At 66.8% G+C, this 13,079-nt stretch carries 5 protein-coding genes; all 5 read right to left on the bottom strand.

Annotation, left to right across the window (positions count from 1 at the left end):
• Nucleotides 1-53: 53 nt before the first annotated feature.
• The 5 genes from ASJ79_RS33065 to ASJ79_RS07200 all read right to left on the bottom strand — a co-directional run bounded on the left by ASJ79_RS33065 (nt 54) and on the right by ASJ79_RS07200 (nt 12,427).
• Entirely contained in the window at nt 54-890 is an 837-nt protein-coding gene (locus ASJ79_RS33065; RefSeq protein WP_067954042.1) for a type IV toxin-antitoxin system AbiEi family antitoxin domain-containing protein, read from the bottom strand.
• Nucleotides 891-1,037: 147 nt separating this feature from the next.
• Nucleotides 1,038-4,988 carry a DNA-directed RNA polymerase subunit beta' gene (locus ASJ79_RS07215; protein ID WP_067954041.1) on the bottom strand — a complete coding sequence of 1,317 codons (3,951 nt, stop codon included), beginning with the start codon at nt 4,986-4,988 and terminating at the stop codon, nt 1,038-1,040.
• 49 nt (nt 4,989-5,037) lie between these two features.
• Entirely contained in the window at nt 5,038-8,547 is a 3,510-nt protein-coding gene (locus tag ASJ79_RS07210; protein WP_067954040.1) for a DNA-directed RNA polymerase subunit beta, read from the bottom strand.
• Between the two features lie 276 nt (nt 8,548-8,823).
• Complete coding sequence (locus ASJ79_RS07205) at nt 8,824-10,632, bottom strand: hypothetical protein (RefSeq protein WP_067954039.1); 1,809 nt, start codon at nt 10,630-10,632, stop codon at nt 8,824-8,826.
• Between the two features lie 70 nt (nt 10,633-10,702).
• Entirely contained in the window at nt 10,703-12,427 is a 1,725-nt protein-coding gene (locus tag ASJ79_RS07200; RefSeq protein WP_067954038.1) for an alpha/beta hydrolase, read from the bottom strand.
• Between the last annotated feature and the right edge of the window lie 652 nt (nt 12,428-13,079).

Raw genomic sequence — 13,079 nt, 5'->3', positions numbered from 1 at the left:
GTCACTTGGTAGGTAACTCACTGACCACTACGCGATGGCCCACCCCAAAGCCCTCAACGACACACCGGACACAGCCCAGCCCGGCCAGCCGCAGACCCGAAACCCCACCACCCCAGGGGACTTACCCGCGCAGTCTTGGTCCGATCGTGCTTCAATGCCGCCGCAGTGGCGTGCCACTCCATGCTCTCGTATTCGGCGACCAAGTTCGCCTCCGGCCAGGCGAAGTCCACCCGCCACAGCCTGCCGCAACGGTCGACGATCTCGTACTGCAATTCCGGTCGCGGCAGGCCGCCGTCGATGAACACCAGCCGCGCTTCGCTCTCCATCGGCGACTCCGCGCGTCCATCGGCGTAGGGCAGGAGGTTACGGACCTTGACGATGCCGCGCCTCCCCTTCTGCTCGTCGACCGCCGCTGCGAGGTCGGCCGTCGTACAACACCGCATGAACAGGGCGGCGTACAGAACGGCGAGGGCGCGTGGCCGCCGCAGTACACGCGCCAGTCCGACGGCCGTCCACGCCGGCGCCGTCGCCAACCGGCCCTGGATGCGGCGAAGCGGTGCACCAGTGCGCTGATGAACCATCAACGCCGCCGACGGACGTATCCGCAACCCCGGATCGAGCACGTGGAGCCGACGGTCCGACTCGGTGTCGAACCCGAACAGCTCTGCGGCTGTGTGCATGCACGCGACGATCGGCCGCCCGGTGACGAGTTCGAGCGCGGCGAGTCTGTCCAGCGTGCCGGGCGGCTTCTGCGCATACACGCCGTGCCAGACCCGTACGACCTCTCCCGCTTCGATGCGCCGGACGAGGGTGCGATAAGTCATCGTGGCGAGCAGTTGGTCGGTGGTCGCCAGGCCACCGTGGCGGGTGAACACCTCGTCGAGCGACACATCTCGATGGTGGTGCACCTCGGCAGGCCCACACAGCACCGGTTGGCTCAGCTGTGGATAACCCGCACGGCCGCCTCGCGACAAGACGCAAAAGTGCCCCAAACCCGAAGATTTGGGGCACTTTTACGTCTGCTCGCGCAGAGAGGGTTACCGGTAGTCGCTGTAACCGTAGTCGTCCAGCGGCACCGCGGCGCCGGTGGCCTGACCGAAGTCCGGGCTGTAGTACTGATCCTCGTAGGACGGGATCGTGTACGCCGCAGCGCGGGCTTCCTCGGTCGGCTGAACCTGGATGTTGCGGTACCGGTTGATGCCGGTGCCGGCCGGGATCAGCTTGCCGATGATCACGTTCTCCTTCAGACCCTGCAGCTTGTCGCTGCGGCAGTTGATCGCCGCATCGGTCAGCACGCGGGTGGTCTCCTGGAACGACGCCGCCGACAGCCACGAATCGGTGGCCAGCGACGCCTTGGTGATACCCATCAGCACCGGACGACCGGCCGCGGGCTCGCCGCCCTCGGCGACCACCCGACGGTTCTCGGTCTCGAACTCGCCGCGCTCGGTCAGCGAACCGGGCAGGAACTCCGTCGCACCCGAATCGATGATCGTGACGCGACGCAGCATCTGCCGGACGATGACCTCGATGTGCTTGTCGTGGATCGACACACCCTGGGCGCGGTAGACCTCCTGGACCTCCTTGACGAGGTGGATCTGCACCTCGCGGGGGCCCTGGACGCGCAGCACCTCGTGCGGGTCGGCCGAGCCTTCCAGCAGCTGCTGGCCGACCTCGACGTGGTCGCCGTCGGTCAGCAGACGCTCGGAGCCGTCGTCGTGCTTGAACACCTTCAGGCGCTGACGACGGGAGAGCTTGTCGTACACGACCTCCTCGCCCCCGTCGTCGGGAACGATGGTGATCTTGTAGAACTTGTCGCTCTCCTCCAGGCGGACCCGCCCGGAGACGTCGGCGATCGGAGCCCGGTTGCGCGGGATACGCGCCTCGAACAGCTCCTGCACGCGGGGCAGACCGCCGACGATGTCGGCACCGCCGGTGACACCACCCTGGTGGAAGGTACGCATGGTCAGCTGCGTGCCGGGCTCACCGATGGACTGCGCGGCCACGATGCCGACGGCCTCACCGATGTCGACCAGCTTGCCGGTCGCCATCGAACGGCCGTAGCACATCGCGCACACGCCGGTACCGGTGCCGCAGGTCAGCACGGAGCGGACCTTGACCTCGGTGATGCCGGCGGCCAGCAGCGCATCGATGGCCGGGTCACCGAGGTCGTGCCCACGCTCGACGACGACGTTGCCGTCGGCGTCGACCGCATCGGTGGCCAGCGTCCGCGCGTAGGCGGAGGTCTCGATGTGCTGGTCGCGGACCAGTTGGTCGCCCTGCAGCTCGGCCAGCGTGACGGTGATGCCGCGCTCGGTCTCGCAGTCGGTCTCGCGCACGATGACGTCCTGCGACACGTCGACCAGACGACGGGTCAGGTAACCCGAGTCCGCGGTACGAAGTGCGGTGTCCGCCAGGCCCTTACGGGCGCCGTGGGTGTTGATGAAGTACTCCAGCACCGTCAGGCCCTCGCGGAACGAGGACTTGATCGGACGCGGGATGAACTCACCCTTCGGGTTGGTCACCAGACCCTTCATGCCGGCCAGTGTCCGCGTCTGGGTGAAGTTACCCGTCGCGCCCGAATCCACGATCGTGATGATCGGGTTGTCCTTCGGGTAGTGCGACCGCAGCGCCTGACCGACCTCTTCGGTCGCGTCCTGCCAGATCTTCACCAACGCTTCGTTGCGCTCGTCGTGGTTGAGCTTGCCGCGCTGGTACTGCTTCTCGATGCCGTCGGCCTCGGCCTCGTAGCGCTCGAGGATCTCCTGCTTCTCCGGCGGCACCAGCACGTCGGCCATCGACACGGTGACACCCGAACGGGTGGCCCAGTAGAAGCCGGCGTCCTTGAGCTTGTCGACGGTCTGCGCGACGACGATCATCGGGTAGCGCTCGGCCAGATCGTTGATGATCCGCGCCTGCACCTTCTTGTGCATCTGCTCGTTGACGAACGGATAGCCCTTCGGCATCAGCTCGTTGAACAGCACACGCCCCAGCGTGGTGTCGGCGGTCCAGGCCTCGCCCGGCTTCCAGCCGTCCGGGAACTGCTCGGCCTCGATGTCGGCCGGCGGACGCAGCTCGGTCAGCCGCACCCGGATCTTGGCCCGCACGCTCAGCGCGCCGCGGTCCATCGCCATAATCGCCTCGGCCGGCGAGCTGTACACGCCGGACTCCGGCTGATCCTTGGCGGCCGGGGTGTACTCGCCCTTGTCGCCCTCGATCTCGGTGGTCAGGTAGTACAGGCCGGTCACCATGTCCAGACGCGGCATGGCCAGCGGACGGCCCGACGCCGGGGACAGGATGTTGTTCGAGGACAGCATCAGGATGCGGGCCTCGGCCTGCGCCTCCGCCGACAGCGGCAGGTGCACGGCCATCTGGTCACCGTCGAAGTCGGCGTTGAAGGCCTCACACACCAGCGGGTGCAGCTGGATCGCCTTGCCCTCGACCAGCTGCGGCTCGAAGGCCTGGATGCCCAGGCGGTGCAGCGTGGGTGCACGGTTCAGCAGCACCGGGTGCTCGGCGATGACCTCTTCGAGGACGTCCCACACCTGCGGACGCTGACGCTCCACCATCCGCTTGGCGCTCTTGATGTTCTGCGCGTGGTTCAGGTCGACCAGGCGCTTCATCACGAACGGCTTGAACAGCTCCAGGGCCATCAGCTTCGGCAGGCCGCACTGGTGCAGCTTGAGCTGCGGACCGACCACGATGACCGAACGGCCCGAGTAGTCGACGCGCTTACCGAGCAGGTTCTGACGGAAGCGGCCCTGCTTGCCCTTGAGCAGATCGGACAGCGACTTGAGCGGACGGTTGCCCGGCCCGGTGACGGGCCGGCCGCGACGGCCGTTGTCGAACAGCGCGTCGACCGACTCCTGAAGCATGCGCTTCTCGTTGTTGACGATGATCTCGGGTGCGCCGAGGTCGATCAGTCGCTTGAGCCGGTTGTTGCGGTTGATCACGCGGCGGTACAGGTCGTTGAGGTCGCTCGTCGCGAAGCGGCCACCGTCGAGCTGCACCATCGGGCGCAGTTCCGGCGGGATCACCGGCACCGCGTCGAGGACCATGCCCATCGGCGAGTTCGACGACTGCTGGAACGCCGCGACCACCTTGAGCCGCTTGAGGGCACGCAGCTTCTTCTGGCCCTTGCCGTTCTTGATGACGTCGCGCAACGACTCCGCCTCGGCGTCGATGTCGAAGTTCTCGATGAGCTTCTTGATCGACTCGGCGCCCATGGCGCCCTCGAAGTACTCGCCGTAGCGGTCCTGCAGCTCGCGGTAGAGCAGCTCGTCGACGATCAGCTGCTTGGGCGCCAGCTTGGTGAACGTCGTCCAGATCTCCTCGAGCCGGTCCAGCTCACGCTGGGCCCGGTCACGCAGCTGACGCATCTCGCGCTCGCCGCCGTCACGCACCTTGCGCTTGACGTCGGACTTGGCGCCCTCGTCCTCGAGCTCCTTCATGTCGGCCTCGAGCTTCTGGGCGCGGGCCTCCAGATCGGCGTCGCGCTGATCCTCGATGGCCTTGCGCTCCACGGCCATCTCGGCCTCGAGCGTCGAGAGCTCGTTGTGGCGCATCTCCTCGTCGACCGCGGTGATCACGTAGGCCGCGAAGTAGATGATCTTCTCGAGATCCTTCGGGGCCAGATCGAGCAGATAACCCAGCCGCGACGGAACGCCCTTGAAGTACCAGATGTGGGTGACGGGCGCGGCCAGCTCGATGTGGCCCATCCGCTCACGGCGCACCTTGGCCCGGGTCACCTCGACGCCGCAGCGCTCACAGATGATGCCCTTGAACCGGACGCGCTTGTACTTGCCGCAGTAGCACTCCCAGTCGCGAGTCGGTCCGAAGATCTTCTCGCAGAACAGGCCGTCCTTCTCCGGCTTGAGCGTGCGGTAGTTGATGGTCTCCGGCTTCTTGACCTCGCCGAAGGACCAGTTGCGGATGTCGTCCGCGGTCGCCAGACCGATGCGGAGTTCATCGAAGAAGTTGACGTCTAGCACGTAACTCCCTTTCCCCTTGCGGGTGTTGAAACTTGACTACTGGGCGAGATCAGGCGAGGTCTTCGACGGACGCGGATTCGTTGCGGGACAGGTTGATTCCGAGGTTGGCGGCAGCGCGCTCCAGATCCTCGTCGTCACCGTCACGCATCTCGATCGCAGCACCGTCGCTGGACAGCACCTCGACGTTGAGGCACAGCGACTGCAGTTCCTTGAGAAGCACCTTGAACGACTCCGGGATGCCCGGCTCGGGGATGTTCTCGCCCTTGACGATCGCCTCGTAGACCTTGACGCGGCCGACGGTGTCGTCGGACTTGATCGTCAGGAGCTCCTGCAGCGTGTACGCGGCGCCGTAGGCCTGCATGGCCCAACATTCCATCTCACCGAAGCGCTGACCACCGAACTGCGCCTTACCACCGAGCGGCTGCTGGGTGATCATCGAGTACGGGCCGGTGGAGCGGGCGTGGATCTTGTCGTCCACCAGGTGGTGCAGCTTCAGGATGTACATGTAGCCGACCGTCACCGGGTACGGGAACGGTTCGCCGCTGCGGCCGTCGAACAGCACCGCCTTGCCGTCGGCGTTGACCATCGTCTCGCCGTCGCGGTTGGGCAGCGTCGCACCGAGCAGCCCCTGCAGCTCGCCTTCCTGGGCACCGTCGAACACCGGGGTGGCCACGATGCTGTCCGCCGGAGCCGACAGCATGTGCTCGGGCAGCTTGGCCGCCCACTCCGGAGTCCCGTTGGCGACGTCGATGTTCCAGCCGGCCTTGGCGACCCACCCGAGGTGGGTTTCCAGGATCTGGCCGATGTTCATACGACGCGGCACACCGTGGGTGTTCAGGATGATGTCCACCGGGGTGCCGTCGGGAAGGAACGGCATGTCCTCGACGGGCAGGATCTTGCCGATGACGCCCTTGTTGCCGTGGCGTCCGGCGAGCTTGTCGCCGTCGGAGATCTTGCGCTTCTGGGCCACGTAGACGCGGACCAGCTCGTTGACGCCGGCGGGCAGCTCGTCGTCGTCCTCGCGGGAGAACACGCGGATGCCGATGACCTTGCCGGACTCACCGTGCGGCACCTTCAGCGATGTGTCGCGGACCTCGCGGGCCTTCTCACCGAAGATGGCGCGCAGCAGCCGCTCCTCCGGGGTCAGCTCGGTCTCACCCTTCGGGGTGACCTTGCCGACCAGGATGTCGCCGTCGCGGACCTCGGCGCCGATGCGGATGATGCCGCGCTCGTCGAGGTCGGCGAGCACCTCGTCGGAGACGTTCGGGATGTCCCGGGTGATCTCCTCGGCGCCCAGCTTGGTGTCGCGGGCGTCGATCTCGTGCTCTTCGATGTGGATCGAGGTGAGCACGTCCTCTTCGACCAGACGGTTCGAGAGGATGATCGCGTCCTCGTAGTTGTGGCCCTCCCACGGCATGATCGCCACGAGCAGGTTCTTGCCGAGCGCCATCTCACCGTTCTCGGTGCACGGGCCGTCGGCGAGGACCTGGCCGGCCTCGACCCGCTGCCCGGCGTCCACGATCGGACGCTGGTTGGCGCAGGTGCCGTGGTTGGACCGGGCGAACTTGCGCATCCGGTAGGTGTGCCGGGTGCCGTCGTCGGCCATCACGGTGATGTAGTCGGCGGAGACCTCCTCGACCACACCGGCCTTGTCGCTGACGACGACGTCGCCGGCGTCGATCGCGGCGCGCAGCTCCATACCGGTGCCGACCAGCGGGGCCTCGCTGCGCACCAGCGGAACCGCCTGGCGCTGCATGTTGGCACCCATGAGGGCGCGGTTGGCGTCGTCGTGCTCCAGGAACGGGATCATCGCCGTCGCGACCGACACCATCTGGCGCGGCGAGACGTCCATGTAGTCGACCTCGTTGGAGGAGACGTACTCGACCTCGCCACCCTTCCGGCGGACCAGGACGCGCTCCTCCTCGAAGCGGCCGTCGGCGTCCAGCGGCGAGTTGGCCTGCGCCACGACGTGGCGGTCCTCCTCGTCGGCGGTCAGGTAGTCGATCTGGTCGGTGACCACACCGTCGATGACCTTGCGGTACGGCGTCTCGATGAAGCCGAACGGGTTGACCCGCGCGTACACCGACAGCGAGCCGATCAGGCCGATGTTCGGGCCCTCAGGGGTCTCGATCGGGCACATGCGGCCGTAGTGGCTGGCGTGCACGTCGCGGACCTCGAGGCCGGCACGCTCACGGGACAGACCACCCGGGCCCAGCGCCGACAGGCGGCGCTTGTGGGTCAGACCCGACAGCGGGTTGTTCTGGTCCATGAACTGCGACAGCTGGCTGGTGCCGAAGAACTCCTTGATCGCCGCCACGACGGGACGGATGTTGATCAGGGTCTGCGGCGTGATCGCCTCGACGTCCTGGGTGGTCATGCGCTCACGCACGACGCGCTCCATCCGGGACAGGCCGACCCGGATCTGGTTCTGGATCAGCTCGCCGACGGTGCGCAGGCGACGGTTGCCGAAGTGGTCGATGTCGTCGACCTCGACGGGCACCTCGGTGCCGCCGGGGGCGGTCATCGTCTGGTCGCCCTGGTGCAGACGCACCAGGTACTCGATGGTCGCGACGACGTCCTCTTCGGTCAGCGTCGAACTGGTGATCGGCTGACCGAGGTTGAGGCCCAGCTTCTTGTTGACCTTGTAGCGGCCCACGCGGGCCAGGTCGTAGCGCTTCTCCTTGAAGAACAGGTTCTCCAGCAGGGTCTGCGCGGACTCCTTGGTGGGGGGCTCGCCCGGGCGCAGCTTGCGGTAGATGTCCAGCAGCGCCTCGTCGGTGCCCGCGGTGTTGTCCTTCTCCAGCGTGCTCATCATGATCTCGGAGAAGCCGAAGCGCTCCACGATCTGCTCGTTGGTCCAGCCGAGCGCCTTGAGCAACACGGTGACGGGCTGACGACGCTTGCGGTCGATGCGCACGCCGACGGTGTCGCGCTTGTCGACGTCGAACTCCAGCCACGCACCGCGGCCGGGGATCACCTTGACGCTGTGCAGCGTCTTCTCCGTCGACTTGTCGATCGACTCGTCGAAGTACACACCGGGCGAACGGACCAGCTGGCTCACCACGACGCGCTCGGTGCCGTTGATGATGAAGGTGCCCTTCTCGGTCATCATCGGGAAGTCGCCCATGAAGACCGTCTGGCTCTTGATCTCACCGGTGTTGTTGTTGATGAACTCGGCCGTGACGAACAGCGGGGCCGCGTACGTCATGTCCTTGTCTTTGCATTCGTCGACCGGCGCCTTGACCTCGTCGAAGCGCGGATCGGAGAACGACAGCGACATCGAGCCGGAGAAGTCCTCGATCGGCGAGAGCTCTTCGAGAACCTCCTGCAGGCCCCCCTTGGGGTCCACATCGCCGCGCTCGGCCGCGCGCCGGAACCAGTCCTCGGCGCCGATCAGCCACTCGAACGACTCGGTCTGAACGTCGAGAAGCCCCGGAACCTCGAGCGGCTCACGGAGCTTGGCAAAAGAAATTCGGTTTGGTGCTCCGGGAACGGAGTTGTTGGTAGCTACGGTTGACTCGATCTGGCGGGACCCTGCCAAGATGCATCCTTCCAGCACCTAATGCGACCCTGTCGGAAACCGGAGTAGCCGGTCCCCTGTTGCCGCGTTTCTGCGTCGGTTCGGCCGGCTTCACCAACCACCCGTACGCACGGCATGCGTCTAGATCGCTGAGCGGGGGGCTCAGGCTAGGACCACATGACTAGTGCGGGTCGGAAAGAGCGAGGTGGGCAGGATGCAGCCAGCGCAACGTCCAACGATAGCGCAGGACGGCCTATTTCTCAACCCTCGCGGCAGCACCGTGTGCTACGGAACTCCGGTCGCTGGCTGGCGTCCTCAACCCGTGCAAACATGCTGGCCAATAGATTGGCCCGGTTTCGCCCGTGCGTCAAGAGATGACGCGGTGTTTGTGGAGTTTTCTCCCAGGACTTTGTCCGGGTCGACGGCGCAGGTGACGAAGTCGATGCCGAACAAGATCGTCGCTCCCAGGGTGAACAGCCAGTCGACGAACGTCCGGCGCTCCGCCGGGCCCGGCAGCACATAGGCCGTCGCCGTGCCGCGGCTGGTTCCGATCGTCAGGGTGTCGCCGGGAGCGCCGTAGAAGCCGGATGACGGCGACGGCGGCGTCGCGGTGAACATGTCGTTGAGCCACGCGGCGCTGATCATCTCGGCGGCCTTGACGTTCTCGATCCGGGACCAGCCGGTGACGATGTTCAGTGCGGCCTGCACCAGCGGGTTGCCGCCCAGCATGGTGTCCGAGTGCGAGCCGCCGGCCAGCCGCACACCGTTGAATCCGCCGGGTCGCCACTGCTCCAGCGCGGTGTTGGTCGCGCCCGACAAGTTCCAGTAATACGACTTGCCCGCCAGGTTGTAGATCGGGAAATCCGACGGCAGTTCGGCCAGCGCCCGCGGTGTCACGTCCCCGAAGCCGACACCGTCGAGCATGACCACACCGGCCAGCTTGGTGAAGGTCCCGTTCCGGTGCATGTACCCCGCGGTGCCTGCCGCGAGCCCGCCTCCAGCGGAGTGGCCGACCAGCGCGATCTTGTCCACACCGTCGAGCAACGTGCTGCCATAGCCGGCCGCCACCGCGCTCCGGGCCAGCGCGGTGTTGCCGTCGACGAACAGGCCGGCCACCGCCCTGTGCATCGGCGATCCCCCGACCCAGCAGCCGTCGCAGGCCAGGAAGTTCGAGGTCAGCGACGTTGCGACCACAATGCTGTGGGTGGCTTCGGCCAGCCGCGCGGCGGTGTAGCTGTAGAACGCACCGGAGGCCAGGAACCCGTGCTGGAGATGGATCAGCCGCGTCGGCGGCGGACCTTCGGGCACGTACCAGTCGGCGGCCACCTCGTAGCCGTCACCGCAGTCGATGGTCAGGGTCGAGCTGCGGACGGTGACGGTGCTGCCCCACGGCAGCAGGGGTGGGCCGCCGAGAACTCGGACGGCGAATGTGTAGACGTTGAAGATGACGGTGCCGAGCGCGCTGAGCAGTGTCTCCTGCCGCGGAGTGGCGGCCGTGGCGTCTTCGGCCTCGGCCGCCGGGAGCGTGGCGAGCGCCTTCTTCTGCGTCGCAAGCGGGGCCTGTGCGAGGGTGGGCTGGTCCTGACTTTGCGTGGGGGCGGTGCCCTCGGCCGGTCCCTCGGCCGGTTCCTCGGCCGGTTCCTCGGCCGCCGGGAGCGTGGCGAGCGCCTTCTTCTGCGTCGCAAGCGGGGCCTGTGCGAGGGTGGGCTGGTCCTGACTTTGCGTGGGGGCGGTGCCCTCGGCCGGTCCCTCGGCCGGTTCCTCGGCCGGTTCCTCTTCGGCGTCCGGTCCTTCTTCGGCCGCCGGTTCTGCTTCGGTCTCCGGTTCTTCTTCGGTCTCCGGTTCTTCTTCGGTCTCCGGTTCTTCTTCGGTCTCCGGATCTTCTTCAGTCTCCGGTTCTTCTTCGGTCTCCGGTTCGTCGCCGACGTCGGTGGCCTCGTCTTCGACGTCGGCGGGTTCGTCCGGTTCCGACTGCGCCGGCTCCGAGGGCTCCGAGGTCGACGTTCCGCCTCCCGCGTCGGACTCGGCCGTCGCGGTCGCCACGCCCGCGCCGGCCAGCATTGCGGCTGACACCCCGGCCGTGATGACAGCGGCCCCCATCAACGCCGCCAGCCGGTCACCCATCCCTGACCCCTTCGCCCGAATCGGGCAAACCGTATCGCGATGACGAAGGCGCCGAAGCGATTTGCCAGAATCACACCAGCGCGGCGGGCTCCCGGGCCGGGCCGCGGCCGGGCAGCGGGTCGGTGCACACGACTGCGGTCGGAGCCACCGGGCACACGTCCATGGCAGCGGCCGAGTACGCGGTCAGGCTGTTGAGCTGGACGCTCGACGGCGGATTGAACCACGACCCGGTCACCAGGCTCACCGGCGAGACCGAGGAGCGGTACAGCCGTGCGGTGTAGGTGCCGTCGAACATGTCGTTGATCCAGCCCGCGGTCAGTATCTCGTTGGCTTGGACGTTCCACGGCGACGAAAAACCGGTGGCGAGATACGCCATGAACTGCACCACGCCGCTGACGCTCTGCATCGAGTCCGAATGGTGGCCGCCCTCGACCAGCACGCCGGTGAACATGTCCGGCCGGGCCTGCTGGAGGCGATCGCTGGCGTGCCCTCGGTTGTTCCACGAATCCGGGGTTGCGGCCAGGTTGTACACCGGGATCGACCGTGGGATCTTTGCGAGGTCTGCACTCAGCACGCCGGCGAGACCGGCGCCGTCGAGCATCACCACGCCCGCGAGAAGGTCGCCGACGCCGTGCTCGACCATGTATCTCGCGGCACCCACCACCAGGCCGCCTCCGGCGGAGTGACCGGCGAGCACCACCCGGGTCGGCAGTGCGCCACCGAAGCCGGCCTGCCGTGCGCTGGCGGTGAGCGCGGCGCGGTCGCCGGTGAAAAGCTCCGCGACGATGCGGTGGGTGCTGGGCAGCATCAACGGGTAGCTGTCGGCGTCGAAGACGTTCCAGGTCAACGTCGGCGCCACCACGATGCTCTGGGTCTTCTCGGCGAGGTATGCCGCAGTCGCGCCGTAGAACGACGCGCTGGCCAGCATGCCGTGCTGCAGATAGATCAGGCCTTTCGGCTCCGCATCGCCGGGCGGGAAATACCAGTCGGCATCCACGACGACACCGTTGCCCAGAGTCAGCGACGACCGCTCGACCCGCACACGGCTCCCGAACGGTGCCCGGGGAGGCCCCGCCAGGAACTGCATCGTGCTCGTGTACCAGCTGTAGAACATCGCGCTGACGTCCTCGACGATGTCGAAGAGGTTGAACGTCGAAGCACCCGTCCAGGGCGAGTCGACGGCGGCGGACTTCATCACGGCAGCGCCGTCCGGGGAGGACAGGTCGGTCTCGATGCTGTCCACCAGCGTCGACGGTGTCTCCGGCTCGGCATCGACCGCGGCGGGCGCGGGCTCGGCGGCGGGCTCGCCGGCGGGCTCCGGCGATTCGTCGGCGGACTCCGGTACGTCGGCGGCGGGCTCGGGATCCGGTGTCCGGGCCGGATCGTCCGGTTCGGGGATCGTTGCCGGTGTGTCCTGACCGTAGTCGCCCCCGGCTTCCCCGGCGTCGTCGACTTCTTCGGGATCCTCGACGTCCCGGGGGTCCTCAGAGTCCCCGACGTCCTCAGAGTCCTGGGGTTCCTCGACCTCTGCCGGCTCCTCGGGATCGGCTTCGACGTCGTCGTCGGGGTCCTCTTCGGGGTCGGACTCGGACTCGTCGTCGGAGTCGCTGGTGTCGTCGGCGGGCCCGGTGTTCGTGTCGGCCGCGCCGTTGTCGTCGGATCCTGACGCGGCCTGGCTGCCCGAACCGGACGTGCCGTCGTCCGCCACAGCGACGCCGGCTCCTGCAAGCATCGCCGCCGACACGCCCCCGGCGAGTACGCCGGCCCCCAGCCAGACTCGATAGCGGTCGACCATCACTCTCCCGGTGTTCAGCGCCGATATGCAATTCTGGCAAACTGTATAGCCAGTCGCCTTACCTTTTCAAGAGGAAATTGACGACCATGCTGTTCGAGTGCGAAAACGCAGTTCGACAGGGATGAAACCAGGCGCCTACCGAGCCTTTCGCCATCGCGGATCGCCGTTTCCGTTCCGCTCGCACAAAGTTAGCAACAACTGTCCCAGACTCGGACAGGGTCGGCGTCCGGCGCTGAGTCAAAGCGTGCGGAAAGACAGCAGAAAAGCACCAACGCCACGCGTCACGGAGCCGCGCCGCGGAATGTGCCACCTAAGCGTCGGACGAGATCGAAGCGAAGCTCGCGGTGTTGCGGGCGATCTGCGACGACATCGGTCGCGGAGGAGGTGATTGCGCAGCTGTGATCAGGCTTTTGCGACCGACCGAAGGTGCGATCGTCGCTGCTTTGTCCACAGATCCGGATTGGTCCACAGCCGGCCGCGACCGTCCCGGTTTCGTCACACCCCACCGATAGACTCGCACACATGTGCGGCTCCTCAGGTTCTTGTGGGTAGCTGAGGGTGCAGTCCGCCGAGGCAGAGATAGATCATTGAGGTCAGTGTTCGGGCTGAGTGGTGGCCGTAGCCGCGGGCGTTGATGAGGCGGATTTTGGCG

This window comes from Mycobacterium sp. NAZ190054, from assembly GCF_001545925.1.
Lineage (GTDB): Bacteria > Actinomycetota > Actinomycetes > Mycobacteriales > Mycobacteriaceae > Mycobacterium.
Note: the sequence above shows the minus strand (reverse complement) of the source record. Positions and strands in the feature narration are given on the sequence as shown.